Here is a 23,843-nt window from a genome sequence, read left to right as displayed (position 1 = left end):
GCGGCGACGCGACTTCCGCGGCAACCGTGGCGCGCAGGGCACACTCTCCTTGCGCGCGAGGTGACGTCGTTCGAAAACCATCAGAAGTTGTCTTCGTGCCGTGTTGTGGGCACGAGAGCCGCGACCAGGTGAGAAATCACATCACCTCACGCGCGCCTCACCCAGGCGGATGATGACGCGCGATCCCGGCTTGACGTATTTCCGAACAGTGATCCTGGTCGGGGCTGGCCGGAGATCTCGCTCCGGACCGATGCGTATTGACGTATCGGCTCACGCAGGAGGTCCGAGAATGACCAAACTCGCGCTTCATGGGTTGCGTTCGACGACGGATGTGCAGGACCTGAGCGAGGAAGATCGCGCGACATATCGGCGATGGGCGCGCCGTTCGTGCGCAGCCTATGCGATCGTTCTTGCTGTCCTGTTCGCCGGCTTCTGGATTCACGACAGGAGCGTGACGGTGGCGGATCAAAGTCATCCGGTCGGCATCGATGCGGCCGGCGATTTGCCCACGTCGCAAATTCCCAGCGGAAAGTCCAAGCGCCATTATCTTAATTGATTTGCTCAGGCGATGGGTATCACGCCCACGTTGTGGACGCCCACGCGATCGTGAAGTTGAAAGGAGAGCGAAAGCGGGATCGAAGCGGCTCATCACCCGAATGGGTGAGGCTCGCTGCGACGAGTCGCCGTATCATCATGATACCGCCCTGGATTGCGCGGATTGCTGTCGGCGGCCTCACGCAGGGAGCGTACGGTGAATTTCTCCAGCGAGAAAATCGGAGAGGTCCTTGACCTGATCTACGATGCGGCAGCGGAAAACGATCTGTGGCCGCATGCGCTCACCGCGATCGCTGATCTCACGCGCAGTGAGGGGGGCATCCTCTACGGTGTGTCCCTCACCTCAGAACAGATCTATTTCGATTTCAACGGCCGCCTCAACGAGGAATGCAAGCGCGCCTATCAGGAGCGGCACATGCGGAATCCGTGGTCGCGCTACATGGAGACGCAGCCGGCCGGGCGGCTGGTGCTGTCGGACGAAGCGGTTTCATTGGAGGAGCTTCAACGCTCCGCATTTTACGACGAAGTGTTGTGGCCGCAGCAGGTCGCGCACAACGGAATGATGGCGCTGGCAGCGCGCGACGACTTTCGCGCCGCGTTCAACATGTGTCGCAGCGCGCGGCGGGGCATGTTCGATCCCGACGAGCAGCGGCTTTTGCAATGGTTGTCCCCGCATCTGTGCCGGTCGGTGACGCTCGGATTTCGGATCGACGGCTACCTCGCCATGCAGGACGCGACATGCAACGTCCTGGACCGGCTTGCCGACGGCGTCGCCGTGCTCGATCGCAAGGCGCGAGTGCTGTTCGCAAATGCCGCCACCCGCCGTATGGCGGAGGAGGGGGCGTTGCGCCTGCATCGGTCGATCAGCATCCATTCGCCGGCGCATTCGCAGCGATTGAATGAGCTGATCCGCGCCGCGCTGCACGGGGCCGCAGGCGGCGCCATGAGCCTGCCGCGCCAGCTCGACGGCCGCCTTCTGACCATCCTCGTCTCCTCGATCCGGGGCAAGGATCTCGGGCGGCTCTCCGATGCCGGATTGAAGGATGCCGCCGTGCTGGTGTTCGTCATCGATCCTGCCAACCGGCGCTCGATTCCACTCGGGCAGATCATGGACGCCTATGACCTGACCCATGCCGAGGCCCGGGTCGCGCTGGCGGCCTCGTCCGGCAACACGATCCTGGAGACCGCGCAGTCGCTGAATCTGTCTCCCAACACGATCAAGACGCATCTGCGCCGCGTGTTCGCGAAGACCGCGACCGGCCGCCAGGCCGAGCTCGCCGGGCTGATCGCGGCGATCGGCAGCACGCGGATCGGCGAAACGGAGTCCGGGCCATGAGGCACGGCCCGGCGAGGGAGCATGATGAACTTCTCCAATGACCGGATCGAGAAGGTTCTCGACCTGATCTATGACGCCGCGGCCGACAACGATCTGTGGCCGCATGCGCTCACGGCGATCGCCGATCTGACGCAGAGCGAGGGCGGCATTCTGTTCGGTCAGTCCCTCACCGCGGAGCGGATCTATTTCGATTTCAACGGCCGCCTGAACGAGGCGTGCAACCGCGCCTATCAGGAGCGGCACATGCAGAATCCGTGGTCGCAGCACATGGAGAGCCAGCCGATCGGGCGGCTGGTGATGTCCGACGAAGCGGTCTCGCTGGCGGAGCTTCGCGCAACCGCGTTCTACGACGAGGTGCTGCGCCCGCAGGAGGTCGCGCACAATGGAATGATCGCGCTGGCGGCGCGCAAGGATTTTCGTGCCGCCTTCAACATGTGTCGCAGCGCGCGGCGGGGGCCGTTCGATCCCGACGAGCAGCGACTCTTGGAATCGCTGTCACCGCATCTGTGCCGGTCGGTGACGCTCGGATTTCGGATCGACGGCTACCTCGCCATGCAGAACGCCGCATTCAATGTTCTCGACCGGCTCGCCGACGGCGTCGTCGTGCTCGACCGCAAGGCGCAGGTGCTGTTTGCCAACGCCACGGCGCGCCGGATGGTCGAGGAGGGGGTGTTGCGGCTGCATCAGTCGATCGGGACGCATTCGCCGGTGCATTCGCTGCGGCTCGGCGAGCTGATCCGCGGCGCGCTGCTGGGGGACGCCGGCGGCACCATGAGCCTGCCGCGCAACGTCGACGGTCGCCTCCGGACCATTCTCGTCTCCTCGATCCGGAGCAAGGATCTCGGGCGGCTGTCCGATGCCGGCGTGAAGGATGCGGCGGTGCTCCTGTTCGTGGTCGATCCCGCCAACCGGCGATCGATCCCGCTCGGGCAGATCATGGATGCCTACGGCTTGACCCACGCCGAGGCGCGGGTCGCGCTGGCGGCGTCGTCCGGCAACACGATCATCGAGACCGCGCAGTCGCTGAACCTGTCGCCCAATACCATCAAGACGCATCTGCGCCACGTCTTCGCGAAAACCGCGACCAGCCGCCAGTCGGAACTTGCCGGCTTGATCACCGCGATCGGCAGCGTGCGGATCGCTGAGACGGATTCGGGACAATGATGGTCACCCGGTCGGGTGATGACGGCCGCGAGGCCGATCGCGTACCTTCGCGGCGAAGCAAGTCCGGCCATTGGCGCGCGCGATCAGGCCGGGCCGACCGCAAATGAGGTCTGCCGTGCGATGGGTGGAAGTGGCCGGATATGTCGCGTCATCGCTGGTGTTCCTGACCTTCTACATGCGCAGCATGGTGCCGTTGCGGTTGGTGGCGCTCTGTAGCAACGTCGCCTTCCTGATCTACGCCTTCGCGCTCCATCTCGCGCCGATCGCAATCCTCCATGGCGCCTTGATTCCCGTGAACATCGTCAGGCTGATCGGAGCGCTGCGCGAGCGCGCGGCGAATCCGCGCGGTAGCGATCCGCGTCCGGATGTCGCGAATTCGACGCGCTATCTGCCGCGCCGGTCGGGGCTCGCCTGATGCCGAAGACATCGCGCAAGACCGGTCGTCTCAGCTACCTGGATGTGTCCGCCGCGGTTCGTCCGACCCCCGACGAGCTTGCGGAATTCGAGCGGCTCGATGCCTCCGCGCCGCTCGACGAGGAGGGGCGTCCGGCGTGGTCGTTCGAAGGCGAGCCCCTGACGGCCCGCGAGCGACGCTGGCTCGAGCTCTATCGCAAGCTGGAGAGCCGCAAACAGCCGGCCAAAATGCATGGGCGGCGCCGATAATCGTCGGCGCCGCCCATATCGATCGATCGTTTCAGGCCGCGTTACGGGCAGGGGTGACGCAGGCCGTCATAGCCGAGATAGGTGCCCGACGCCGGATCGTAGGACCTGTAGCGCTGGGCGCAGTAGGCCGAAGAGTCGCCACCGCTGTCCGGCACGACCGCGACCGACGGCTCGTCATAATAGCTGTCGTCGCCGTAATAGTAGGGATCGTTGTAATACCCGCCGCCGTAATAGGCGTAGGAGCCGAGGCCGCCGATCGCGGCACCCGCCGCGACGCCGGGCCAGAAGCCGCCACCGCGATGATGATGGTGACGCCAGCCACCGCCACCGCCCTGCCAGGTGCTGCCGGCCGTTGCGAAGCTGCGGCCACCGCCGCCGCTGAACGAGGGCCCTGGGCTGACGCTGGGACGCATCGCGGGGCCGCCGGCGAAATGACCGCCGCCACCGCCGATCCGTGGACCGGCGCTGAAACCGCCACCGCCCATTCGGGCGCCGCCGCCGCCACCACCGATGTGTGCGCCGCCACCGCCGCCGACATGGCCAGCGACACGGCCGCCAGGGCCCTGCGCGAAGCTCGGCGTCGCCAGCGGAAGCACCAGCGCCAATGCTGCTGCCGCGCTCAAGACTCTTAGATTGTTCATGGTCAAACTCCTTTTCCAGGAAGCAAACCCCTCGAAACAGCGGAGGTTCCCGGATCACGCCGCTTCGCGCGTGTGAGGGGAGATTTTCACGCCGTCGCTGTACCCTGCATGAACGGATCGCGTTCGATTTGCGGCGGGGCCCGCATTTGCGTGGGGCTCCGCCCGCACCGCCGAACTGGACATTTCGGCGCCCGGATGGCATCAGGACCCGACGAAGCAGGGCCCTTGCCGCATGAAACAGTTCTTTCTCAAGTTCTTCACCTGGTGGAGTGGCCAGACCTTTGGCACCCAGCTCTGGACCAAGCGGTACGGAGAGCTGGTCGGCCAGGACGAGCAGGGCAACCTCTACTATCGCACCCGCGGCGGGGCGATCGATCCGACGCTCGGATTCGAACGGCGCTGGGTGATCTATAACGGCTACGCGGAGGCGAGCCGGATTCCGCCGTCCTGGCACGGCTGGATTCATCACGTCGTCGACGTGCCGCCGACGCAGGACAATTACCAGCCGCGCGAGTGGGAAAAGCCGCATCAGCCGAATCTGACGGGCACGGCCAACGCCTACCGTCCCTCGGGCTCGACGCTGACCGGCGGCAAGCGTCCGAAGGCGACCGGCGACTATCAGCCCTGGACCCCCGGCTAGGCATCCAGCCCTCTTCAAATCTTTATCTTCGGATTGGATGCAGGCGCATCCGGACAACCCGCTGTGGACAACGGGAACAGCGGGGATGCCGCTTGCGCGGTTGTTGCGCTGACGCGGGCGATGCGGCTCAATGATCCCATCTTACGGAGATGGGAGACCATCGCGTTCGGTTCGGGCAACAGTTCGCGACTGTCCCGAGATGCAGCGGCCGCCGACCAGGACTCGATCGGGAGATAGGCCCCCGGTCTGGAAGTTCCGAAATCGCCCGATGAAATGTGTAGCCGCCGTAAGACAGGAAAGGCCGCTTGGGAAACCGAGCGGCCTTTTTCTGTTGGACTTGTGGATGTCTCGTGCCCCGGACGCAGCGCAGCGCTTCTTCAGCGGTGCGCTGCAGAGCCGGGGCCCATTGCTGCGGCGGTGGGTATGGCTGGGTCCCGGCTCAGCGCAGCAGCGCAAAGAGCGCTGCAGCGCGTTCGGGACACGAGACTGATCGCGTGGAAATCACGCCACCCGTTCAGCCGCGCGCTTGACGGCATCGAGGCGGTAGGCCTGCAAAGGCGCGATGCGTTCCTTGACGACAGCCAGCACCTCGGCGGGCGCGGTATCCGGCGATCCTGAATTGAACGGCGGCGCCGGATTGTATTCGATCCCGAGCTGGATCGCCTCCGCCGTGGTGCGGTCGACCAGGATCGACACCAGCGTCAGCGCGAAATCGATCCCGGCGGTGACACCGCCGCCCGTCACGCGATTGCGATCGACGCAGACGCGCGTCTTGGTCGGCGTCGCGCCGAACTGGCCGAGCATCTCCATCGCGCTCCAATGGGTGGCGGCGCGATAGCCCTTCAACAGGCCGGCGGCGCCGAGCGCCAGCGAACCCGTGCAGACCGACGTGACGTACCTGGCGCCTTCGGCCTGCCGGCGCAGGAATGCGAGCACCTCCTCGTCATTGAGCAGATCGTCGGTGCCGCGGCCGCCGGGGACGCAGATCACGTCGAGCTGCGGACAGTCGGCAAACGTCGTGGTCGGCGTCACCGTGAGCGCGGAATCGCTCGGCACCGGCTCGATCCGTTTCCAGATCAGATGCAGCTTTGCGCCGGGAACGGCGGAGAACACCTGCAAGGGGCCGGTGAAATCGAGCTGGGTGACGCGCGGAAACACCAGAAGACCGATCTGGAGCGGTGCCGACATGAGAACCTCCAACTATGAGCTTGACGGACGCAGCCTGTCATGATGCGTTGATGTCCAAAATGGCGAAATTCCCTCACTTTCGGACATGACCATGATCGGCATCCTGATCTTCCCCGATTTCCAGCTGCTCGATGCGGCAGGTCCCATCTCGGTGTTCGAGATCGCGGCGCGCGCCAGCGGCAAGCCGCTCGCACTCCGGGTGCTCGCCGTGCAGGCGGGACTGGTGCGCAGCTCGTCGGGCGTCGAAATGATGGCGCGGGATTTCAAATCGGCGCCTGCGATCACGACGCTGGTCATCGCGGGCGGCGCGGGGGTAGCGGATGCCGCGCGCTGCGAGGTCACGCGCAGCTTCGTGCAGCGGCTGGCCAAGCGTGGCGTGCGGGTCGCCAGCGTCTGCTCGGGTGCCTATGTGCTCGCCGAAGCGGGACTGCTCGACGGCCGCCGCGCCACCACCCATTGGGGACGGACGCGCGACTTCGTCGCGCGCTATCCCAGGGTGAAGTTCGAGCCGGACCAGATTTTCACGCGGGATGGCCATGTGTGGACGTCGGCGGGCATCACGGCCGGGATCGATCTTGCGCTCGCGATGGTGACCGAGGACCATGGCGAAGAGATCGCGCAACAGGCCGCGCGCCAGCTCGTGCTCTACCACCGCCGCAGCGGCGGCCAGTCGCAGTTCTCCTCGCTGCTGGAATTGAAGACGCCGAACGGCCGCTTCGGCGCGCTGCTGTCCTGGGCGCGCGAAAATCTCGACGCGCCGCTGACGGTGGAGGATCTCGCCGATCGCGCCGGCATGAGCGCGCGGCACTTCGCCCGCGCCTTTGCCGCCGAGACCGGCACGACGCCGTCCAAGGCGATCGAACGGCTCAGGCTCGAGGTCGCACGCGAGCGCGTGCAGTCCTCGCGCGAGGCGATCGAGCTCGTCGCCGAGGCGACCGGCTTCCGCGATCCCGAGCGGATGCGGCGCGCCTTCATCCGCGCCTTCGGCCAGCCGCCCCAGGCGCTGCGCCGCGCGGCGCGGGCGGGTTAGGTCGTGCTGTTTGCCGCTGCCCCGCCGGAATTGTCAGCCCGCGCCGTCAGGCGCCGCGCGATCGGCGCCAGCAAATAGGGCGCAAGATGAATCGGAAACTGCGTCAGCGCGAAATAGAGCCAGGTCGTGGCCGGCAGCGCGCCCGCAGTCGCGGCCAGCATCAGGCCGAGATTGCGCTGTGACGCGATCAGGCCGATCGCGAAGGCGCGCTCAAGGCCGGCGCGGCGGAAGATCAGCGTCGTGACGATGAGCAGCGTGAAATAGACGGCGAAAGCGAGCAGCGCGACGCCGATCGCGAACGTGGGGTCGGCAACGAAATCATGCGCCACGTCCCCCATCACGGCGGAGGCGAACACCAGCAGGATGAGGATGTTGAAGCCGTCGATCGGCCGCTTGTGGCGCTGGATTGCTTCAGCCCCGAAGATCCAGCGGATCGCGGTTGCGCCGATCAGCGACGCCGCGAGGATGGCGAGCAGCTTGGCACCGAGCGCGAGCGGCGAGATGCTGAGCATGCCGCCGAGGAAAAGGCTCGCGAACAGCGAGGCGGTGAAGGGCACGAGCGCGGTGGCGGTCACCAGTGTGACCAGCGGGAGCGTGGCATCGAGACCCATCAGCGCTGCAAGCGCCGGCGCGGCCATCATCGGCGAGGCCATGCCCTGGAGCATCAGCGCCAGAGCAAGGCCGGGTGAGCTTCTGTCGAGCCCGGTCGCGTAAGCCGTCAGCCCGACGATCAGCGGCACGCCGATCGTGGTCCAGGCCGTGGCGGCAGCGATCAGCGCCGGGCGGCGCAGATGGCCGTGCAGCGCCGCCAGATCGACCCGCATGAAGGAAATGCAGAGCAGAAGGAAGATCGCCTCGGTGACGTAGGGGCGCAGCAGTGCGCCGAGCGGCGGCACGGCGACCGCGATGAAGGCGATAGCCGCGACGGCGCGCGTGCCCTGGTTGCCGAGCCATGTCAGGGCGCGGACAGGGATGGCGAAAACAGTTCGAAGGACGGACAGCATCTGGGTGATGGCGTTATCAGCCCAATCCCTTCAACCACGCGCCGATCTCGCTGACGGCGACATTGGCCTGCTGCAACAGCTTGCCCATGGTGAAGAAGCCGTGGAATTGGCCGGGATAGTGCTTGGTGGTGACGGGAACGCCGGCCTGCTTCAGGCGCGCGGCATATTCGTCGCCCTCGTCGCGCAGGGGATCGGCGCCGGCGGTCAGCACATAGGCCGGCGGCAGGCCGGCAAGGTCTGTCGCGCGCGCCGGCGAGGCGCGCCAGTCGTGGATGTCGGCGGCACCATTGAGATAGTGATCGCGGAACCAGCGGATCACCGAATGCGTCAGCAGCACGCTGGTCTCGGGCTCGCCATGGGAGCCATGCGTCATGGCGAAATCGGTCGCGGGATAGATCAGGACCTGGCCGGCGATCGCGGGGCCGCCAGCGTCGCGCGCGGCGAGCGCGACGACCGCGGTGAGATTGCCGCCGGCGCTGTCGCCGCCGATCGACAGGCGGGAGGCGTCGATGCCGAGCTCGCGCGCGTTCGCGGCAATCCACCTGGTCGCCGAGATCGCGTCGTCGGTTGCGGCGGGAAACTTGTGCTCGGGCGCGAGGCGGTAGTCGACCGAGATCACGACGAGGGCGCCTGAAACAGCAAGCTGGCGGCAGACGACGTCATGGGAGTCGAGATCGCCGATCACCCAGCCGCCGCCATGGAAGAACACCAGGGCCGGCGACAGGCCGTCGTGCTGGCGCGGCGCCTTGGGCACGTAGATCCGCGCCGGGATCCTCCCATGCGACGCCGGGATCGCGAGCGGTGTGACGCGGGCAAGCTCGGGCGGCTCCGGGTTGGTGGCAAAGCGCGCCTGCGCGTAATAGGCGCGCGCTTCCGGTGCGGTCAGGGTCTCGTAGGCGGGGCGGCCGGCCTCCTGGAACGCCTTGTAGACGGCGGCGGCATCGGGATCGAGCACAACGGGCATGGGAGCGACCTCGAGGGTTTCCGGTTATGGTTGGACGTCGTTTTCGGGGGATTGCCCGCCGCTTTCCCCCGAGAGAGGGCGTCCGACTATCCCATCCGGGAGCCGGTCTGGCCAGACAGTGCCGGGAAGGGCAGGGATGCCGCCCTTCCCCCGCCGTATTCGCCGTGTTAACCGGATGGCCTGCGAGCGGCGGTATCCCCTGTAGAATGTCCAGCAAGCCCGATTCGCTGTTGAAGCCGCGCGAGACAATGGTTCGAACCTTTACCCTGACAGGTCTTGCGGCGCTTCTGGCCGCCACCGCATTGACGGTTGCGACGCCCGCGCAGGCACAGATCGGCACGATCTTCTCCGATCCGCCGCCGCTGCGGCCGCCCGGCAGCATTCCGCGCGGACAGCCGCAGCCGCAGGTGCCTGACGACGACGAGGAGGTCCCCGAGCTGCCGCCGCAGGGCCGCGTGCTGCCGTCGCGTCCGATGGCGCCGCCGCCGGGCCGGCAGGGCAACGTGATGCCAGGGCCGGTCGAGACCCAGCCCCTGGCGCCGCCGCCGGGGAGCAGCGTCGCTCCACCGAACCAGCCGCCGCCCGTGGCGGTCGCGCCGCCAGGAGCCCCCCAGCCGGGTGCGCCCGGTCAGCGCCAGCCCCAGCAGAAGGGCGGGCCGGGCGGTGCCGTGCCGCAGACGCCGGCAAGCCTCCAGCCGGGCGACGAGGTCGTGACCGAGCCGCCGGCCCAGAAGATCGTGAACAAGAAGGCGACCTTCTCCGGCCTCGACAAGATCACCGGGCGTATCATCAATTTCGACGAGGATATCGGCGAGACCGTCCAGTTCGGCGCGCTGCGGGTCAAGACCGACGCCTGCTACACGCGGCCGGCGACGGAGGCCGCCAACACCGACGCCTTCGTCGAGGTCGACGAGATCACCTTGCAGGGCGAGGTGAAGCGCATCTTCTCGGGCTGGATGTATGCCGCAAGCCCCGGCCTGCACGGCGTCGAGCATCCGATCTACGACATCTGGCTGACCGACTGCAAAGAGCCGCAGCAGACCATTGCGACCGCAGCACCGGATCCCGCGACCAAGCCAGCTGCGCCGCCGCCCGCCCAGAAGAAAGCCGCGCCCAAGCAGGCCGTGCAGCAGCGCCCGCCGCAGCCCTTGCCGCCGATCCAGCAGCAGCCGGCACCACCGCCCCCTCCGCCACCGGAGCAGCGGCCAGGTCTGTTCGGTATCCCCGGGTTCGGCAGCCGGTAGACCGGATCTATGGCCGCGAGGCAATGATCTCGAGCGCGCGTGCGCCGGGGATCGCCTCACCAGCCGAGAGCCTCAGGAAATCGCCGGGCTCGCCGGCGAGCGCCTTGTCGAGCAGCGCAGTATAGCGCCGCCGCGGAATCTCCACCGCGCCAAAACTCTTCAGATGCTCGGTGACATATTGAGTGTCGAGCAGCTCGAAGCCGCCATGGATGAGCCGCGCCACCAGATGCACCAGCGCGACCTTCGAGGCATCGCGCGCGGTGTGAAACATGCTCTCGCCGAAGAAGGCGCGTCCCAGGCTCACGCCGTAGAGCCCGCCGACGAGGTCGTCGCCCTGCCAGGCCTCGACGCTGTGGCAATGGCCGAGCTCGAAGAGCCCGCCATAGAGATCGCGGATGCGCTTGTTGATCCAGGTGTCCTCGCGCCCGGCCTGCGGCGCGGCGCAGCCGGCGATCGTGGCTTTGAACGCGGTGTTGACGGTCACGCGAAACACATCCGAGCGTACGGTCCGCGCGAGCCGCGAGGCCGCGCGAAATCCGTCGAGCGGGATCACGCCGCGCAATTCCGGCTCGACCCAGAACAGGGTTGGGTCGTCTGCGCTCTCGGCCATCGGAAAGATGCCGCAGGCATAGGCGCGCAGCAGCACGGCTGGCGTGATTTCAGACGAGGCGGAATCGCGCGAATTCATGGCTTGCGACAATAGCAGGATCGCAATGCGGTTGCGATGGGGGGCGCCGGGCGGTGCGCGTCAGCTCGCGGCGGCGCTGCTGGCCCTGCCGGGCGCCGCAGGCATGCGGCGGAACCGGAGCATGATGCGGGTTCCGCTGTGGGCGGGGTCGCGCTCGACCGAGGCGTCGAGCTTGGTCGCCATGGCTGCGACGATGCGCTGACCCATGCCGGTGGAGCGCGGATCGGCCTTGACCTTGTCGCCGACGCCGTCGTCGGCGATGGCCAGCAGGAGATCCTCGTCCTGCGAGGTCAGCTCGACATGGATGGGGCCGGCGCCGTCGGGATAGGCGTATTTCACCGCGTTCATCACCAGCTCGTTGACGATGATGCCGACGGCGACCGCACGGTCCGGATCGATCTCGATCGGCTCGGCCTTCAGCGTCAGGCGCGACATCCGGTTGCCTTCGGCCGAGCGCCTGAGATCCTCGAGCAGCGAATCCAGATACTGGTTCAGGACGACGCTCTTGAGGTCCTGCGAGGTGTAGAGGCGGCGGTGCACCTGCGCGACCGCGGCGACGCGGCCCATCGCGTTGGTCAGCGCGGCCTTGACCTCGTCCTGCCCGGCGGAGTTCGCCTGAAGGTGCAGCAGCGAGGCGATGATCTGGAGCGAGTTGCCGACGCGGTGATTGACTTCGCGCAGCAGCAGCTCGCGTTCGGCGGCCAGCGCGGCATAGCGGTCGCGCGAGGCATGGATCTCCGCTTCGGCTTCCTCGCGCGCCTTCTGCAATGCGGCCTGGCGCAGCGCGCCCTCCGCCGCGACGTGGAGCAGGGGGATGAAGTCGCCCTTGACGTCCTTGACGAGATAATCGGCCGCGCCGGCCTTCAGCGCGGTGACCGCGATGCTGGAATCCTGCGACGCGGTGACGAACACCACGGGAGGGGCGCCCGGGATCGCCATGATCTGCTCCAGCGTCTCGAGGCCGTCGAGACCCGGCATGTACTGGTCGAGCGCGACGACGTCGATGCCGTCGACCATGCTGTCTTGTCTACTGCCTTGTCTACTGTCCTGGGCACCCGCGCGGCGGATCTGCTCGAGGCCTTCCTCGCCGCTCGCGGCGTGAACGACCCGGTAGCCGCGCCGCGTCAGGCCGCGGTCGACCAGACGCGCGAGCGCGTCGTCGTCGTCGATGTAGAGCAGCGTCGGCATTCTCTGGTTCATGGGGCGGCGGGCGGGACCTGGATGACCGAGAAGAACAGCCCGAGCTGCCGGATGGCGTTGGCGAAATTCTCGTAGTTGACGGGTTTGGTGATGTAGACGTTACAGCCGAGCTCGTAGCAGCGCTTGATCTCCTGGGAATCGTCGGTGGTGGTCAGCACCACCACGGGCGAGGCCTTCAGATACTTGTTCTCCTTGATCTGCTTCAGGATGTCGATCCCGCTCATATCGGGCAGGTTGAGGTCGAGCAGGATCAGGAGCGCATTTCCCTTCTGGGGAAGCCCGCTGCCGTCGGCGCCGAACAGGTGTCTCATCGCATCGGTGCCGTTGCCGAACGAGACGATCTCGTTGTTGACGCCGGAGCGGCGGATGTTGCGCTCGATCAGCCGGGCGTGCCCCTCGTCGTCCTCGATCATGATGATAGTGACAGGCTGCGTCATCGATCTGTATTCCGATTGCTGGCGTTCCACGCGACGGGCAGCGTGATCGTGAATGTGCTGCCCGCGTTCAGTTCCGACGATACCGACATGGTGCCGCCGAGACGGCGCACAAGTGCACGCACGTGTGCAAGACCTATGCCCTGTCCGGGCTTGTCCTGGGTTCCCGCGCGGCGGAACAGATCGAAGATCCGCTGATGATCCTTCGGATCGATCCCGCGACCGTTGTCGCTGATCTCGAATATGGCATAGCCGAGCTTGGTGCGCCCGCGGATTCTGATCTCTCCGGGGACGCCGCTCTTCAGATATTTGATCGCGTTGTCGATCAGATTGGAGAAGATCTGCTCCAGCGCAAGGCGGTCGCTGACGATGTTCGGCAGGGACTCGACGTGGATCTCGGCCTGCGCTTCCACGGCCTGATGCGCGAGTGTCGACACGATGGTTGCGACGAACTCGCGGATGTCGATCTTCTCCGGCTGGAATTCGCGTCGGCCCTCGCGGGTGAGGTTGAGGATCGCCGAGATCAGCCGGTCCATCTTGGCGATCGACGATTTGATGAAGCCGAGCGCTTCGGAAAAGTCCTCGGAGAGCTGCTTGTCGGCGCCTTCGAGCGGGATTTCGCCGGGCGCGGCGGGCGCCAGCGGCGGCCCGCCGGCCGGGACATGGGCAAGCGCGCCGATGCGGCGGAAGATGTCGCCGCCGAGTTCTTCGAGCTCGCTGGTGAAACCCATGATGTTGACGAGCGGCGAGCGCAAATCGTGGCTGACGATATAGGCAAAGCGCTGGATCTCGTCGTTGGCTTCGCGCAGGTCGGCGGTGCGCTCGTCGACCACGGCCTCCAGATTGACGTTGGCATCGCGCTGGCGCGCCTCGGCCTCGTCACGGGCGCGCGCGGAGCGCCGCACCAGCCAGATCGAGATCAGGGCGAGCAGCACGACGAGGCCGGAGCCGATGCCCGTCATCGAGGCGGCTAGCGTCTGGCTCCGGTCGGAATTGGCGGTGCGGATCCGGAACAGTCGTTCCTCTTCGCGGATCATCGCGTTGGCCTGGTTGCTGATCGTGGTGGTGATGTTGCCGGCGGCGGCCTCGCGGATCAGCGCCGTGGCCTTGTCGGGTTGCCCCTGCTTCACGAAATTCATCTCGCGCGAGAACTGGTCGAGCCGGGTCTCGATCGCCGCGCTCAGCTTCTCAATGCTATCGCGTTGCGCCGGATTGTCGCCGATCTGGCGCGTGAGCTTGTCGAGCGCCGGAATGATCGCTGCGACGGCCGTCTCGTGATCCGACTGGAAATCCGGCCCCTGCGTCAGGAGAAAGCCGCGAGCGCTGCTCTCGGCGCGTCGGACTTCGAGCAGCAGCGCGTTGATCTGGTTCTCCACCTCGATGGTATGGACGACCCATTTGCCGTCGTCGCGGGCCTTGTTGACGAGGTAGACGGAGCCCGCGCTGATCGCGGTCAGCACAACGAGCCCCGCCGCGACCAGCAGGGCCTGCCAAATTGCACGCCGCCGTTGCGCCTCAGCGGTCACGACGGTCTTGCCTTGTTGTGTCAGCGGACAAAACGCCCCCGTGGAACTGTTCCCAACCGTCCAGAACGCGATTGGGGCCAAAGGGTTCCATGGGAGGCGAGACTATTTCGCGGCGGGTTCTGTCTGGCCTGCCAGATACTGTTCCAGCCAGTGGATGTGGTAGTCGCCGTTGATGATGTCGTCCTGGCGCACCAGGTCGCGGAACAGCGGCAGGGTGGTCTCGATGCCGTCGACCACCATCTCGTCGAGCGCACGGCGCAGCCGCATCAGGCATTCGGCGCGGGTCTTGCCGTGGACGATCAGCTTGCCGACCAGCGAGTCGTAATAAGGCGGGATCGTATAGCCCTGGTAGACCGCGGAATCGATCCGGACGCCGAGCCCGCCGGGCGAGTGATATTGCGAGATGCGGCCGGGCGAGGGACGGAAGGTCTGCGGGTTCTCGGCATTGATGCGGCACTCGATCGCGTGCCCGATGATCTGGACTTCGTTCTGCTTCGCGGGCAGTTCGCCGCCGGCGGCGATGCGGATCTGCTCCAGCACGAGGTCGATGTCGGTGATGCTTTCGGTGACGGGATGCTCGACCTGGATGCGGGTGTTCATCTCGATGAAGTAGAACTCGCCGTCCTCGTAGAGGAATTCGATGGTGCCGACGCCGAGATATTTCATCTCGCGCATCGCTTTGGCGCAGGTCTCGCCGATCCTGGCGCGCGCCGCAGCGGAGAGGACGGGCGAGGGGCCTTCCTCCCAGACCTTTTGGTGGCGGCGTTGCAGCGAGCAGTCGCGTTCACCGAGATGGATGGCGCCGCCGCGGCCGTCGCCGAGGATCTGGATTTCGATGTGGCGCGGCTTCTGGAGATATTTTTCCAGATAGACCGAGGCATCGCCGAAGGCGGATTTGGCCTCGTTGGCGGCCGTCGACAGCGCCACCTGGAGGTCGGCCTCGCTCTGCGCCACCTTCATGCCGCGCCCGCCACCGCCGGCGGCGGCCTTCACCAGCACGGGAAAGCCGATCTTCCTGGCGATCGCCATCGCATCGTCGCTGGGGCCGACCGCGCCGTCGGAGCCGGGCACCACGGGAATGCCGAGCCGCTTGGCGGTCTTCTTGGCCTCGATCTTGTCGCCCATCAGGCGGATGTGCTCGGCCTTGGGGCCGATGAAATGCAGATTGTGCTCGGAGAGGATTTCCGCGAAGCGCGCGTTCTCCGACAGGAAGCCGTAGCCGGGATGCACCGCGTCCGCGCCGGTGATCTCGCAGGCCGCAAGCAGCGCGGGCACGTTGAGATAGCTGTCCTTGGACGGCGGCGGCCCGATGCACACGCTCTCGTCCGACAGGCGCACATGCATGGCGTCGGCGTCGGCGGTGGAGTGCACGGCGACGGTCGCAATCCCGAGCTCCTTGCAGGCCCTGAGGATGCGAAGGGCGATCTCGCCGCGATTGGCTATGAGGATCTTGTCGAACATGGTGCCTCAACTGGCGAATAGGGAGTAGCGAATAGCGAATGGAAATGCGGCGACCATTCGCTACTCGCCATTCGCCACTCGCTTATTCAATAATCACCAGCGGCTCGCCGTACTCGACCGGCTGGCCGTCCTCGACCAGGATCTGCGTCACCGTGCCGGCGCGCGACGAGGGGATCTGGTTCATGGTCTTCATGGCTTCGATGATCAGCAGCGTCTGGCCGACCGAGACCTTGCTGCCGACCTCGATGAACGGCTTGGCGCCGGGTTCAGGCGCCCAATAGGCGGTGCCGACCATTGGCGAGGTCACGGCGCCGGGATGCTTCGACAGGTCGGCCGCGGCAGGCGCGGCAGCGGTTGCGGCGACCGGCAGGGCGGCGGGAGCGGCCGCCACCGGCATCGGCATCGTCGCGGCAACGCTGATGTTTCGGGCGACGCGCAGGCGCAGGCCGGCGCGTTCGATCTCGATCTCGGTGAGGCTGGTCTCATCGAGCAGAAGCGCGAGTTCGCGGACGAGCGCGGAATCCTCGCTGGAAAACTTTGCGGCTGCTTTGTCGTCTGGCTGGCGCGCCATGTTCTTTGATCCGAATGTTCTGTTGGATGAGGAAGCTTCAGGCTTTGGGCTTGATGGCGAGCTTGGCGGCCAGGCCCTGGATGGCGAGGCGGTAGCCCTCGATGCCGAAACCGCAGAGCGAGGCGAAGGCCGCGCGCGCGGTGTAGGAGTGGTGACGGAAACTCTCGCGGGCGTGGATGTTGGTCACGTGCACTTCGACCGTCGGGATCTGCACCGCGAGCAGCGCGTCGTGCAGGGCGATCGAGGTGTGCGAATAGCCGCCGGCATTGATGATGATGCCCTTCATCTTGCGGGCATGCGCCTCGTGGATGAAGTCGATCAGCTCGCCCTCGCGGTTGGACTGCCGGCAGTCGGCCTTGAGACCGAACGTCGCCGCCGTCTCCCGGCACAGCGCCTCGACGTCGGCCAGCGTCGCGTGGCCGTACTTTTCGGGCTCGCGCGTCCCCAACATGTTGAGGTTCGGCCCGTTGAGAACGAGGATCGTATCGGTTGCGAGTTCGGCCATTCCTATCCCGGCAGGTGCTTCGGCGTGGCGGGGGTTATAGGTAACAAAGCGCGTGAGGGGAAGCCTTGAAGGGCCTCCCAGGGGCCTTCAGGTACCTCATCCGGGGTGCAAAAACCTGTGCGGAAGCCACGGAAATTGCTTGTTAACCAGTCCAAAGCATGGCTGCCGGCCCAACGGCAAAGGGCGGGCATCGCTGCCCGCCCCCTGAGGTTGCCGTCATCCGGCCTTAGACGTCGAGGATCGCGACGATCTCATAGGTGTTCGGATCGATGATCACGATCTGCTCGCGGACCAGCACGTAGCGATAGCTGCGCCACTCCGGATAGATCGTCACGACGCGGGACGGCAGGGCGTGCAGCGAGATGCCCTCGCGCGGCACGCGGGTGCCGACCGAAATCGAGAAGTTCACGTTGGTCACGGGGGCCACGCGCTCCTCGCGGATCACCGACGTGATCTGGGTCCGCTGCTCGGTCGAGAGCTTGGCGCCAGCGCCGGCCTGGCCGACCGTCGTCGAGGACGAGGTCGAGCTCTTGTCCTCGGCCTTCATGTCGGTCGAGCTGCCCGTGCCCGGGCGGTTTTCGGCGTTGCTCTTGGTGGACGTGCCGGCCTTGTTATCCTCGGCCTTCATGTCCTTGTGGTCCTTGGCGCCGGACTTGGTCGTGTCCTGGCTCATGCTCTTGGACTTGTCCTGCTGCGACTTGTCCATCTGGCCCTGCGCGCGCTCGTCGGTGCGCTGGCCCTTGGTCGCACCGGCCTTGTCCTCGGCCGCGTTCTTGTGCATCGCGCCGCCAGTGCGATCGTCCTTCATTGCGCCCGGAGATTTCTCCTCGGCGGCCGCACCCGGCTTCGCGGTGCCGGCGCCGCCAGCCTGACCGACGGTGCCCTTTTCCTTCGTCATGGAATCCTTGCCCATGGAATCCTTGCCCATGGCGCCGCGCTCGGCCGCGCCGCCCGACGGCTGTGACTGCTGCGCGGGCTGCGCGCCGGCGCCGCCGCTGTCGCGGTTCATGGTGCCCTGTGCGTTCGCCAGTCCGGCGCCGCCAACGAGTGCGAGTGCGGCAACCGAGATCATAAAGCGGTTCAACATTGAATTTCTCCTCACGTGTTTATTTGCGTCATTGCCCGCGCCAACAACGAAAGGAGATATCGGTTGTTCCGGAACATCGGCGGTTCCGCGGCATTAGTTTGTTGAACGCCAGATGAATACGCTCGCCGCGTTTGCGACACGAGGTGAAGGAGCGCAAAAAGAAAGGCCGGCGTTTCAGCCGGCCTCGCTCGATGCGTGACGTTGGAATGCGATCAGCAGGTGGCCTTGCCGCAGCGGGCGACGCCGATCTTCTCCTTGAGGCCTTCGACGCCGACGGCGCCGATCACGATCTGCTTGCCGATCACGTAGCTCGGCGTGCCGTTCATGCCCATGGCTTCGGCGAGCTTGAAGTTCTCCTCGATGGTGGCGCGCACCTCGGGGCTGGCGAGGTCCTTCTCGATCTTGGCGGTGTCGAGCCCGGCTTCCTTGGCGGCCTGCATCGCGCGGGCCTTGTCGGCGGCGCCGCGGCCGCCGAGCAGCTTCTGGTGGAAGTCGAGATATTTCTTGCCGGTGGGGTCCTGCATGCGCACGGCGACCGCGACCTGCGCCGCCTCGACCGAACCCTGGCTCAGCACCGGAAACTCCTTCAGCACGACCTTCAGCTTCGGATCGCTCTTCATGATGGTGAGCATGTCGTCCATCGCGCGCTTGCAGTAGCCGCAATTGTAGTCGAAGAACTCGACGAAGGTGACGTCGCCGTCCTTGTTGCCGAGCACGACCTGGCGCGGCGAGTTGAAGATCGCGTCCGCGTTCTGAGCGACGCTGGCCTCGTGCTTCTGCGTTTCGGCCGCGGCCTGCCGCTTGCTGAGCTCGGTCATCGCCTCCTCGAGCACTTCGGGATGGCTGATGAGGTAGTTCTTGATGATCGCCTCGATATCGGTGCGCTGGGCATCGGAGAAGCTGTCGGCCGACGCGGGCGCGGCTGCGCCGAACATGGCGAGCGCAAGCAGCGCGGGAGCAAGCAGACGCAGCGAAGGCATAGGCAAATCCTCTTATCAAAGCAGGTTTCGGAAAACGTCCCGGCGGACTCAAGGCTCGGTGTCGTGACGTCGTGGTGTCAGGCGTCGTTCTAGCTAGTTACGCGGCGGCTTGGCCGCCACGATGTCGTCGGCCTTGACCCATCCGGGCGTGCCGACGGCGAAACGGGTTTTCGCGCGCGTGGCGAGCTCGCGGGCGGTCTTGTTGTCGCCGCGCAAGGCGGCGGCTTGCGCCGAGGCGAGATCCGCCTCGGCATAGTCGCCCTTCCGGCCATAGGCCATCGCGAGCTGGGTATAGCCGAGCACTGCCTCGGGCTCCCGTGCCACCGCGGCGCGGAGAATCCGGACGGCGTCGTCGGTGTAGGCCTTATTATCGGTTCCAACCAGTGCCTGCCCAAGTAACATCTCGATGAGGGGCGCGTTGTTCGAAAGCTGTGCGGCCTTGCGCAGGGGAGCAATCGCCTCGGCCGGCTTGCCGCTTTCCAGAAGGGCCTGGCCGCGCACCTCGTAAAAATACGGGTTGCTGGGCTGGACCTGGATCAGCGCGTCGATCTGGGCGAGCGCGCTGCGCAGATCGCCGTGCAGATAGGTGCTGATGGCCCGGGCATAGCGCGCCGGCATGCTGTCGTTGGTCTGGGGATAGCGACGGTACACCGTCTCCGGCCGCTCCATGAAGGCGGAGATCTTGGCGCGCACCATGTCGTGGCGGAGCTGGAGTGCGGGATCGTCCTTCTTGTCCCAATAGGGGCTGGAACTGGCGAACTCCTGGAGCGATGCGACGCGCTCGGCCGGCATCGGGTGCGACTGCAGATAGGGGTCGGCACCGCGCGCCGCGAACAGGCTCTCGCTGGTGAAGCGCTTGAAGGTCTCGTACATGCCCTTCGGCGACTGACCCGTCGCGGTCAGGAACTTGACGCCGGCGCGGTCGGCGTTCTCCTCCTGCTGGCGCTGATAGGACAGCAGCGTCCGGCGGATCATCTCCTGCGGCGCGGAGATGGCGGCCGCGCCCGCATTGGCCAGCCCGTTATTGCCGGCGCTGCCGCTGCCGCGCGTGCTGCCGGCGGCGATCGCGCCGGCGCCGAGCAGCATCGCGATGATCATCTGGGTCTGCGCGTTGGCGAGCTGCTCGCGCAGCTTGGACAGATGGCCGCCGGCCAGATGCCCGGTCTCGTGCGCGAGCACGCCGATGATCTGGTTCGGCGTCTCCGACTGGAGGATCGCGCCGTAATTGACGAAGATGCGGCGGCCGTCCGCGACGAAGGCGTTGAACGAGCCGTCGTTGATGATCACCATCTGGATATTCTGCTTTTCCAGACCGGCGACGCGCAGGATCGGGCGGGTGTATTCGCGCAGCAGCTGCTCGGTCTCGGTATCGCGCAGGATCGGCGGCCCTTTGGACTGCGCCCGTGCGGCCGGGACAGGCAACAGTGCGATCGCCGCGGCCGTGACCAGGGCGGTGAGGGCGGAGGCCTTTTTGCGCAAAGCGAGCTGGAGCAACATCAAGCGGTCTGGGTCAAACGGTCTTGATCAAGCAGTTTCGTGATTGGTTTTGGCGATTGGCGGCGGACCGGATACGCGATATGGCCTATGAGCCTACCCCTTATGAGCCGTACAATGCGGCCAGTCTGGGGCGCAAGCGCCCCGTTTCACGGACCGGACGGACCGGTTCGCCAGCGAAATAGCAGAAATCGATGCACGATGCGACATTGAGGAACCGGTTGGGGCAGTGGCTCGAGCCCTCCCGCCGCAGCGATGTTCCCCCGTTCATGGTCATGGATGTGATGGCCGCGGCGGCCCGAATCGAGGCTGCCGGGGGCCATGTCATTCACATGGAGGTCGGCCAGCCCGCGGCCGGGGCGCCGAAGACCGCGATCGCGGCCGCCCATGCGGCGCTCGAGGCGGGACGGATCGATTATACCTCCGCGCTCGGCATCCCCTCCTTGCGCGCGCGCATCGCGCGGCATTATCGCGATGCCCATGGCTGTGACGTCAGCGCCGAGCGGATCGTGGTGACGACGGGCTCGTCGGGCGGCTTCATCCTGGCCTTCCTGTCGATGTTCGAGCCCGGGGATCGCGTCGCCGTGACGGTGCCGGGCTATCCGCCGTACCGCCATATCCTCACCGCGCTCGGCTGCGAGCCGGTGCTGATCGAGACCACGAACGAGACGCGGCACGCGCTCACCGGCGAGGCGCTGCTGGCCGCCCATCGCAAGGCGCCGCTGAAGGGCGTGCTGGTCGGCAGTCCCGCCAACCCGACGGGAACGATGATGTCCCGCGAGGCGCTCTCCGGCCTGATCGCGGCGGCCGAGGATGCCAAGATTCGCTTCATCTCGGACGAGATCTATCACGGGCTCGACTACGCGTTTCCGGCAGTGACGGCGGCGGCGCTGTCGGACCACGCCCTCGTGATCAATTCGTTTTCGAAGTATTTTTGCATGACGGGCTGGCGCGTCGGCTGGATGGTCGTGCCCGAGATCCTGGTGCGGCCGATCGAGCGGCTCCAGCAGAACCTGTCGATCTCGGTGCCGTCGCTGTCGCAGATCGCCGCCGAAGCCGCCTTCGACGGCGCGGCCGAGATGGAGGAGATCAAGCACGGCTATCAGGAAAACCGGCGCATTCTGATCGAGGGATTGCCCAAGGCAGGCCTCAGCAAGTTCCTGCCGGCCGACGGCGCCTTCTATCTGTACGCCGATGTCTCGGACTTCACCTCCGACAGTTTCGAGTTCGCCAAGCAGATGCTGGAACAGGCCCATGTCGCGGCAACGCCCGGCCTCGATTTCGATCCCATCCATGGCCGCTCGTTCATCCGGTTCTCTTATGCGCGTTCGGCAGAGGAGATGCGGGAGGCAGTTGACCGGATCGCCCACTGGCTTAAATAGCCGCCAGTTTTCGTCACCTCCGGAGTTCAACTTGTCTGACCGATCAGTCCCGTCCGCTGCCGCACCGCATTCTTCTCTCGCCGCATTGATGTGGCCGACCCGGCCGGGTGAGATCGTGGGCGGCTTCCGCGCCGTCGTGCTGATCGCGTTCGGTACCGCGCTGCTGGCGCTGTCGGCCAAGGTGAACCTGCCGCTGCCTTACGTGCCCATGACGTTGCAGACGCTGGTGGTGCTGATGATCGGTGCCGCCTATGGCTGGCGCCTTGGCAGCGCAACCATGATCGCCTACCTCGCCGAGGGCGCGCTCGGCCTGCCGGTCTTCGCAGGTCCCGTGGGTGGCGTTGCACCGCTGGTCGGCCCGACCGCGGGCTACCTGTTCGGTTTCATTGCTGCCGCCTTCGTCACCGGCTGGCTCGCCGAGCGGGGCTGGGACCGTAGCGTGGTCCGGCTGTTTGCGGCGATGGCCGTCGGCCACATCGTCATTCTGGCTGTCGGGTTCGGCTGGCTGGCCTTTGGCCTCGGCCTTGGCGCATCCAAAGCCTGGCAGGTCGGCCTTGCGCCGTTCATTGCGGCCTCGCTGGTCAAGAACGCGCTGGGCGCGACGCTGATGCCGGCGGCACGGTGGATCGTCGATCGCCGCGGGTGAAGCGCACCATTCCGAGCAGTTCCAATTGACAGGGCCGGCCAAGTTGCTCTTGGCTGGCCCGGCGTTTGAGGGGGAGTGAAACAATGACAACGACAACGATGACCGGGGCGCCGGTCGCGCCGACCGCAGCCAAGCCGTGGTACAAGGTTCTCTACATTCAGGTGCTGATCGCCATCGTGCTCGGCGCCATCGTCGGCTGGCTCTGGCCGACGGTCGCCACCAATGAGTGGATCAAGGCGCTCGGCGACGGCTTCATCAAGCTGATCAAGATGGTGATCGCCCCGATCATCTTCTGCACCGTTGTTTCGGGCATCGCCCACATCCAGGACGCCAAGAAGGTCGGACGCATCGGCGTCAAGGCGCTGGTCTATTTCGAGGTCGTCTCGACCTTCGCCCTGGTGATCGGACTCATCATCGGCAATCTGTTGAAGCCGGGCTCCGGCTTCGGCAATGCGGCGGCCAACGAGGCGGCGGTTGCGAATTACGCCAAGCAGGCCGCCGGTCAGAAGTCCGTCGACTTCGTGCTGCACATCATTCCGGACACCGTGGTCGGCGCCTTCGCGCAAGGCGAGATCCTCCAGGTGCTGCTGTTCGCGGTGCTGTTCGGCTTCGCCTTGATGAGCCTCGGTGAGCGCGGCCACACCATCCGCTCGTTCATCGACGATGCCGCGCACGCGGTGTTCGGCGTCATCTCCATCGTGATGCGCGCGGCGCCGATCGGTGCGTTTGGCGCGATGGCCTACACCATCGGCAAGTTCGGCACCGGCGCGATCCTCAATCTGATCGGGCTGATCGCAACGTTCTACGTCACGGCCGCGCTGTTCGTGTTCGTCGTGCTCGGCGTCATCGCGCGGATGGCAGGGTTCTCGATCTTCAAGTTCCTGGCCTACATCAAGGACGAGCTCCTGATCGTGCTCGGCACCTCGTCCTCGGAAAGCGCGCTGCCGTCCCTGATGGAGAAGCTGGAACGGCTCGGCTGCTCCAAGTCGGTGGTCGGCCTCGTGGTGCCCACGGGGTACTCGTTCAACCTCGACGGCACCAACATCTACATGACGCTGGCGACGCTCTTCATCGCCCAGGCGCTCGGCTACGATCTCTCCTTCAGCCAGCAGGCCACGATCCTGGTCGTGGCGATGCTGACCTCGAAGGGCGCCTCCGGCATCACTGGCGCGGGCTTCATCACGCTGGCGGCGACGCTCGCCGTGGTCGACCCGCGCCTCGTGCCGGGCATGGCGATCGTGCTCGGCATCGACAAGTTCATGAGCGAGTGCCGCGCGCTGACCAATCTGTGCGGCAACGGCGTCGCCTGCGTGATCGTCGCCTGGTGGGAGGGCGAGCTCGACCGCGACAAGCTCAACGCCAATCTCGCCAAGCGGATCGATCCGACGGACATGGAAACCGCGATCACGACGGACTGATTCACAACTGGCGGTGCTGAGC

General features: G+C 66.1%; 25 protein-coding genes. 11 read left to right on the top strand and 14 right to left on the bottom strand.

Annotation, left to right across the window (positions count from 1 at the left end; translation table 11 throughout):
• Positions 1 to 289: 289 nt before the first annotated feature.
• The 5 genes from AC1RUR_RS24310 (at position 290) to AC1RUR_RS24290 (ending at position 3,718) form a co-directional block, all read left to right on the top strand.
• Positions 290 to 556 carry a hypothetical protein gene (locus tag AC1RUR_RS24310; RefSeq protein ID WP_492848621.1) on the top strand — a complete coding sequence of 89 codons (267 nt, stop codon included), beginning with the start codon at positions 290 to 292 and terminating at the stop codon, positions 554 to 556.
• Positions 557 to 751: 195 nt separating this feature from the next.
• The gene (locus tag AC1RUR_RS24305) at positions 752 to 1,891 is read left to right on the top strand and encodes a helix-turn-helix transcriptional regulator (RefSeq protein ID WP_492848619.1); all 1,140 of its coding nucleotides are present in this window, start codon (positions 752 to 754) and stop codon (positions 1,889 to 1,891) included.
• Positions 1,892 to 1,912: 21 nt separating this feature from the next.
• A complete protein-coding gene (locus tag AC1RUR_RS24300) occupies positions 1,913 to 3,055 on the top strand; it encodes a helix-turn-helix transcriptional regulator (protein WP_492848617.1) in 1,143 nt (380 codons plus the stop codon).
• Between the two features lie 115 nt (positions 3,056 to 3,170).
• Positions 3,171 to 3,470, top strand: a complete 300-nt coding sequence (locus AC1RUR_RS24295) for a hypothetical protein (RefSeq protein WP_492848615.1) — start codon at positions 3,171 to 3,173, stop codon at positions 3,468 to 3,470.
• Positions 3,470 to 3,718: a hypothetical protein gene (locus AC1RUR_RS24290; protein ID WP_492848613.1), complete on the top strand. Its 249-nt coding sequence runs from the start codon at positions 3,470 to 3,472 to the stop codon at positions 3,716 to 3,718. The genes AC1RUR_RS24295 and AC1RUR_RS24290 overlap by 1 nt, the downstream gene beginning before the upstream one ends.
• A 41-nt stretch (positions 3,719 to 3,759) precedes the next feature.
• Here AC1RUR_RS24290 and AC1RUR_RS24285 read toward each other — a convergent pair whose 3' ends face one another.
• The gene (locus AC1RUR_RS24285; RefSeq protein ID WP_492848611.1) at positions 3,760 to 4,359 is read right to left on the bottom strand and encodes a BA14K family protein; all 600 of its coding nucleotides are present in this window, start codon (positions 4,357 to 4,359) and stop codon (positions 3,760 to 3,762) included.
• Positions 4,360 to 4,591: 232 nt separating this feature from the next.
• Here AC1RUR_RS24285 and AC1RUR_RS24280 point away from each other — a divergent pair, with 232 nt between their 5' ends.
• On the top strand, positions 4,592 to 4,999 hold the full coding sequence (locus AC1RUR_RS24280; RefSeq protein ID WP_492848609.1) for an NADH:ubiquinone oxidoreductase subunit NDUFA12: 408 nt from the start codon (positions 4,592 to 4,594) through the stop codon (positions 4,997 to 4,999).
• 501 nt (positions 5,000 to 5,500) lie between these two features.
• Here the strand turns inward: AC1RUR_RS24280 and AC1RUR_RS24275 are convergent.
• Complete coding sequence (locus AC1RUR_RS24275; protein ID WP_492848607.1) at positions 5,501 to 6,187, bottom strand: DJ-1/PfpI family protein; 687 nt, start codon at positions 6,185 to 6,187, stop codon at positions 5,501 to 5,503.
• Positions 6,188 to 6,278: 91 nt separating this feature from the next.
• On the opposite strand from AC1RUR_RS24275, the gene AC1RUR_RS24270 reads away from it, so the two are divergent.
• On the top strand, positions 6,279 to 7,217 hold the full coding sequence (locus AC1RUR_RS24270; protein WP_492848605.1) for a GlxA family transcriptional regulator: 939 nt from the start codon (positions 6,279 to 6,281) through the stop codon (positions 7,215 to 7,217).
• Here the strand turns inward: AC1RUR_RS24270 and AC1RUR_RS24265 are convergent.
• Both AC1RUR_RS24265 and lipP1 read right to left on the bottom strand, forming a co-directional pair.
• Positions 7,214 to 8,221, bottom strand: a complete 1,008-nt coding sequence (locus AC1RUR_RS24265) for a Na+-dependent transporter (RefSeq protein WP_492848604.1) — start codon at positions 8,219 to 8,221, stop codon at positions 7,214 to 7,216. The genes AC1RUR_RS24270 and AC1RUR_RS24265 overlap by 4 nt on opposite strands.
• Before the next feature lie 16 nt (positions 8,222 to 8,237).
• Positions 8,238 to 9,185 carry a LipP1 family hormone-sensitive lipase gene (gene lipP1 / locus AC1RUR_RS24260; RefSeq protein ID WP_492848602.1) on the bottom strand — a complete coding sequence of 316 codons (948 nt, stop codon included), beginning with the start codon at positions 9,183 to 9,185 and terminating at the stop codon, positions 8,238 to 8,240.
• Between the two features lie 206 nt (positions 9,186 to 9,391).
• Between lipP1 and AC1RUR_RS24255 the strand changes: the two genes are divergently transcribed.
• A complete protein-coding gene (locus tag AC1RUR_RS24255; RefSeq protein ID WP_492848600.1) occupies positions 9,392 to 10,429 on the top strand; it encodes a DUF2155 domain-containing protein in 1,038 nt (345 codons plus the stop codon).
• 7 nt (positions 10,430 to 10,436) lie between these two features.
• Here AC1RUR_RS24255 and aat read toward each other — a convergent pair whose 3' ends face one another.
• The 10 genes from aat to AC1RUR_RS24205 all read right to left on the bottom strand — a co-directional run bounded on the left by aat (position 10,437) and on the right by AC1RUR_RS24205 (position 20,378).
• Positions 10,437 to 11,117, bottom strand: coding sequence for a leucyl/phenylalanyl-tRNA--protein transferase (gene aat / locus AC1RUR_RS24250; RefSeq protein ID WP_492848598.1), 681 nt, complete (start codon positions 11,115 to 11,117; stop codon positions 10,437 to 10,439).
• A 60-nt stretch (positions 11,118 to 11,177) separates the two neighbouring features.
• Positions 11,178 to 12,317 (bottom strand): sensor histidine kinase, encoded by a 1,140-nt coding sequence (locus AC1RUR_RS24245; protein WP_492848596.1) that lies wholly within the window; start codon positions 12,315 to 12,317, stop codon positions 11,178 to 11,180.
• Positions 12,314 to 12,754, bottom strand: a complete 441-nt coding sequence (locus AC1RUR_RS24240) for a response regulator (RefSeq protein WP_492848595.1) — start codon at positions 12,752 to 12,754, stop codon at positions 12,314 to 12,316. Before AC1RUR_RS24240 ends, AC1RUR_RS24245 begins: the two co-directional genes overlap by 4 nt.
• Positions 12,751 to 14,277 carry a sensor histidine kinase gene (locus tag AC1RUR_RS24235; RefSeq protein ID WP_492848593.1) on the bottom strand — a complete coding sequence of 509 codons (1,527 nt, stop codon included), beginning with the start codon at positions 14,275 to 14,277 and terminating at the stop codon, positions 12,751 to 12,753. Before AC1RUR_RS24235 ends, AC1RUR_RS24240 begins: the two co-directional genes overlap by 4 nt.
• Positions 14,278 to 14,379: 102 nt before the next feature.
• The gene (gene accC, locus AC1RUR_RS24230) at positions 14,380 to 15,738 is read right to left on the bottom strand and encodes an acetyl-CoA carboxylase biotin carboxylase subunit (RefSeq protein WP_492848591.1); all 1,359 of its coding nucleotides are present in this window, start codon (positions 15,736 to 15,738) and stop codon (positions 14,380 to 14,382) included.
• A gap of 82 nt (positions 15,739 to 15,820) precedes the next feature.
• Positions 15,821 to 16,309 carry an acetyl-CoA carboxylase biotin carboxyl carrier protein gene (gene accB / locus AC1RUR_RS24225; RefSeq protein WP_492848590.1) on the bottom strand — a complete coding sequence of 163 codons (489 nt, stop codon included), beginning with the start codon at positions 16,307 to 16,309 and terminating at the stop codon, positions 15,821 to 15,823.
• A 37-nt stretch (positions 16,310 to 16,346) separates the two neighbouring features.
• Positions 16,347 to 16,814 carry a type II 3-dehydroquinate dehydratase gene (gene aroQ / locus AC1RUR_RS24220; protein WP_492848587.1) on the bottom strand — a complete coding sequence of 156 codons (468 nt, stop codon included), beginning with the start codon at positions 16,812 to 16,814 and terminating at the stop codon, positions 16,347 to 16,349.
• 226 nt (positions 16,815 to 17,040) lie between these two features.
• Positions 17,041 to 17,901 (bottom strand): DUF1236 domain-containing protein, encoded by an 861-nt coding sequence (locus tag AC1RUR_RS24215; RefSeq protein WP_492848585.1) that lies wholly within the window; start codon positions 17,899 to 17,901, stop codon positions 17,041 to 17,043.
• A gap of 212 nt (positions 17,902 to 18,113) precedes the next feature.
• Positions 18,114 to 18,881: a DsbA family protein gene (locus AC1RUR_RS24210; protein WP_492848583.1), complete on the bottom strand. Its 768-nt coding sequence runs from the start codon at positions 18,879 to 18,881 to the stop codon at positions 18,114 to 18,116.
• Positions 18,882 to 18,974: 93 nt separating this feature from the next.
• Positions 18,975 to 20,378, bottom strand: coding sequence for a M48 family metalloprotease (locus tag AC1RUR_RS24205; protein ID WP_492848581.1), 1,404 nt, complete (start codon positions 20,376 to 20,378; stop codon positions 18,975 to 18,977).
• Between the two features lie 191 nt (positions 20,379 to 20,569).
• On the opposite strand from AC1RUR_RS24205, the gene AC1RUR_RS24200 reads away from it, so the two are divergent.
• The 3 genes from AC1RUR_RS24200 to AC1RUR_RS24190 all read left to right on the top strand — a co-directional run bounded on the left by AC1RUR_RS24200 (position 20,570) and on the right by AC1RUR_RS24190 (position 23,821).
• Entirely contained in the window at positions 20,570 to 21,757 is a 1,188-nt protein-coding gene (locus AC1RUR_RS24200; protein WP_492848578.1) for a pyridoxal phosphate-dependent aminotransferase, read from the top strand.
• 88 nt (positions 21,758 to 21,845) lie between these two features.
• Complete coding sequence (locus AC1RUR_RS24195; protein WP_492848667.1) at positions 21,846 to 22,403, top strand: biotin transporter BioY; 558 nt, start codon at positions 21,846 to 21,848, stop codon at positions 22,401 to 22,403.
• Between the two features lie 83 nt (positions 22,404 to 22,486).
• Positions 22,487 to 23,821 (top strand): dicarboxylate/amino acid:cation symporter, encoded by a 1,335-nt coding sequence (locus tag AC1RUR_RS24190; protein ID WP_492848576.1) that lies wholly within the window; start codon positions 22,487 to 22,489, stop codon positions 23,819 to 23,821.
• The last annotated feature ends 22 nt before the right edge of the window (positions 23,822 to 23,843 follow it).

It is taken from the genome of Bradyrhizobium sp. GW821-FHT12B03, from assembly GCF_058807535.1.
Note: the sequence above shows the minus strand (reverse complement) of the source record. Positions and strands in the feature narration are given on the sequence as shown.

Bases quoted from the DNA above. Each gene is read 5' to 3' on its own strand.
- AC1RUR_RS24195 (WP_492848667.1), top strand. From the start codon at position 21,846: ATGTGGCCGACCCGGCCGGGTGAGATCGTGGGCGGCTTCCGCGCCGTC.
- AC1RUR_RS24210 (WP_492848583.1), bottom strand. From the start codon at position 18,881: ATGCCTTCGCTGCGTCTGCTTGCTCCCGCGCTGCTTGCGCTCGCCATG.
- AC1RUR_RS24285 (WP_492848611.1), bottom strand. From the start codon at position 4,359: ATGAACAATCTAAGAGTCTTGAGCGCGGCAGCAGCATTGGCGCTGGTG.
- AC1RUR_RS24270 (WP_492848605.1), top strand. From the start codon at position 6,279: ATGATCGGCATCCTGATCTTCCCCGATTTCCAGCTGCTCGATGCGGCA.
- AC1RUR_RS24265 (WP_492848604.1), bottom strand. From the start codon at position 8,221: ATGCTGTCCGTCCTTCGAACTGTTTTCGCCATCCCTGTCCGCGCCCTG.
- AC1RUR_RS24240 (WP_492848595.1), bottom strand. From the start codon at position 12,754: ATGACGCAGCCTGTCACTATCATCATGATCGAGGACGACGAGGGGCAC.
- AC1RUR_RS24275 (WP_492848607.1), bottom strand. From the start codon at position 6,187: ATGTCGGCACCGCTCCAGATCGGTCTTCTGGTGTTTCCGCGCGTCACC.
- AC1RUR_RS24290 (WP_492848613.1), top strand. From the start codon at position 3,470: ATGCCGAAGACATCGCGCAAGACCGGTCGTCTCAGCTACCTGGATGTG.
- AC1RUR_RS24280 (WP_492848609.1), top strand. From the start codon at position 4,592: ATGAAACAGTTCTTTCTCAAGTTCTTCACCTGGTGGAGTGGCCAGACC.
- aat (WP_492848598.1), bottom strand. From the start codon at position 11,117: ATGAATTCGCGCGATTCCGCCTCGTCTGAAATCACGCCAGCCGTGCTG.
- AC1RUR_RS24310 (WP_492848621.1), top strand. From the start codon at position 290: ATGACCAAACTCGCGCTTCATGGGTTGCGTTCGACGACGGATGTGCAG.
- accB (WP_492848590.1), bottom strand. From the start codon at position 16,309: ATGGCGCGCCAGCCAGACGACAAAGCAGCCGCAAAGTTTTCCAGCGAG.
- AC1RUR_RS24200 (WP_492848578.1), top strand. From the start codon at position 20,570: ATGCACGATGCGACATTGAGGAACCGGTTGGGGCAGTGGCTCGAGCCC.
- AC1RUR_RS24300 (WP_492848617.1), top strand. From the start codon at position 1,913: ATGATGAACTTCTCCAATGACCGGATCGAGAAGGTTCTCGACCTGATC.
- AC1RUR_RS24255 (WP_492848600.1), top strand. From the start codon at position 9,392: ATGTCCAGCAAGCCCGATTCGCTGTTGAAGCCGCGCGAGACAATGGTT.
- lipP1 (WP_492848602.1), bottom strand. From the start codon at position 9,185: ATGCCCGTTGTGCTCGATCCCGATGCCGCCGCCGTCTACAAGGCGTTC.
- AC1RUR_RS24190 (WP_492848576.1), top strand. From the start codon at position 22,487: ATGACAACGACAACGATGACCGGGGCGCCGGTCGCGCCGACCGCAGCC.
- aroQ (WP_492848587.1), bottom strand. From the start codon at position 16,814: ATGGCCGAACTCGCAACCGATACGATCCTCGTTCTCAACGGGCCGAAC.
- AC1RUR_RS24205 (WP_492848581.1), bottom strand. From the start codon at position 20,378: ATGTTGCTCCAGCTCGCTTTGCGCAAAAAGGCCTCCGCCCTCACCGCC.
- AC1RUR_RS24215 (WP_492848585.1), bottom strand. From the start codon at position 17,901: ATGTTGAACCGCTTTATGATCTCGGTTGCCGCACTCGCACTCGTTGGC.
- accC (WP_492848591.1), bottom strand. From the start codon at position 15,738: ATGTTCGACAAGATCCTCATAGCCAATCGCGGCGAGATCGCCCTTCGC.
- AC1RUR_RS24245 (WP_492848596.1), bottom strand. From the start codon at position 12,317: ATGAACCAGAGAATGCCGACGCTGCTCTACATCGACGACGACGACGCG.